This window comes from Methanoregula sp. (assembly GCF_002835825.1).
GTDB lineage: Archaea > Halobacteriota > Methanomicrobia > Methanomicrobiales > Methanospirillaceae > Methanoregula.
In genome coordinates this window covers 1-1,380 of the sequence record NZ_PIZH01000548.1, presented here as the reverse complement: position 1 = coordinate 1,380, position 1,380 = coordinate 1, and the positions used below count along the sequence as shown (strand labels likewise).

The 1,380-nt window shown below is 60.4% G+C and carries 3 protein-coding genes; all 3 read left to right on the top strand.

The genetic code is table 11. The features are described from left to right. Nucleotides 1-429: 50S ribosomal protein L19e (locus tag CW742_RS13195; RefSeq protein ID WP_292421130.1), on the top strand; the 429-nt coding region annotated here is incomplete at its 5' end. A gap of 1 nt (nucleotide 430) precedes the next feature. Further along, the gene (locus tag CW742_RS13190) at nucleotides 431-955 is read left to right on the top strand and encodes a 50S ribosomal protein L18 (RefSeq protein ID WP_292421128.1); all 525 of its coding nucleotides are present in this window, start codon (nucleotides 431-433) and stop codon (nucleotides 953-955) included. A gap of 1 nt (nucleotide 956) precedes the next feature. Beyond that, nucleotides 957-1,380: 30S ribosomal protein S5 (gene rpsE, locus CW742_RS13185; protein WP_292421126.1), on the top strand; the 424-nt coding region annotated here is incomplete at its 3' end.

Genomic DNA, 1,380 nt, shown 5'->3' with positions numbered 1-1,380 from the left:
CGCGTTGCAGCGGCGATCCTGAAGTGCGGTGTCAACCGAGTCTGGTTCGACCCGGCCCGCATCTCTGATATCGAGAACGCCATCTCGCGCGAGGACTTAAAGGGCCTCATCACCGAGGGCGTCATCAAGGCACGCCAGAAGAAGGGTGTCAGCCGCGGCCGGGCACGCGCACGGATCGCCCAGCGATCCTACGGCCACCGGAAAGGCGCAGGCAGGAGAAAGGGTGCAGCGGGAGCCCGCAATCCCAGCAAGACCGCATGGGTCCAGAAGATCCGCGCGATCAGGAAAGTGCTCGTTGAACTCCGCGCAGCCGGTACAATCGACCGGCACATGTACCGTATCCTTTACCGGAAAGCGGCAGGCGGACAGTTCAGGAGCGTTGCGCACATGAAGGCGCAGATGGAGATCCTCTCAGGGAGGATGAAGTAACATGGCAACAGGATCACGGTATTTTGTCCCCTTCCGGAGACGGCGGGAAGGCAAAACCGATTACTACCAGCGGACGCGGCTTGTCGTTGCAGACGTACCCAGGATGGTCGTCAGGAAGACAAACCGGCACATCATCGTGCAGCTCGTCACGGCTGAGATGGACGGCGACCGTACCCTCGTAGCTGCAAACTCGAAAGAACTCGAGCAATACGGATACAAGGGATCGACCTCGAACACCCCCGCGGCATACCTCACGGGCATGCTCTTTGCCGTCAAGGCAAAGAAGGCCCAGCAGGACAGCGCGATTCTCGACATCGGGCTCAACCGGGCAACCCCGGGCGCCCGCGTCTTTGCAGCCCTGAAGGGTGCTGTGGACGCCGGTCTCGACATCCCCTACGGTGAGGAGATCCTCCCCTCGGAAGATCGCCTCAAGGGTGCGCACATCGCGGCATACAACAAGAATGCCGGTGACATCGTTGCGGTTGTTGAACAGGTGGCAGCCGCCATAAAGAAGGAGATGGCATAACATGGCATACGAACGAGAAGAATGGCACCCGGTCACCGGTCTTGGCAAGCTCGTTGCCGCAGGCGAGATAAAAAGCATCGATCAGGTCCTTGAGAGCGGAAGGCCCATCAAGGAACCCCAGATCGTTGACTATTTCCTCCCCGACCTCGAGGACCAGGTCCTCGACATCTCCATGATGCAGCGCATGACCGACTCCGGCCGCCGTGTCCAGTTCCGCGCCGTTGTCATCGTTGGAAACCGCAACGGGTACATCGGCTTTGGCCAGGGCAAGGACGTCCAAGTCGGCGATGCCATCAAGAAGGCGATTGTCAAGGCAAAGATGAACCTTGTCAAGGTCCGCCGTGGCTGTGGCAGCTGGGAATGCGGCTGCGATGCAGCCCACTCGATCCCGATGCAGGTCACCGGCGTCGCCGGCAGTGTCAAGG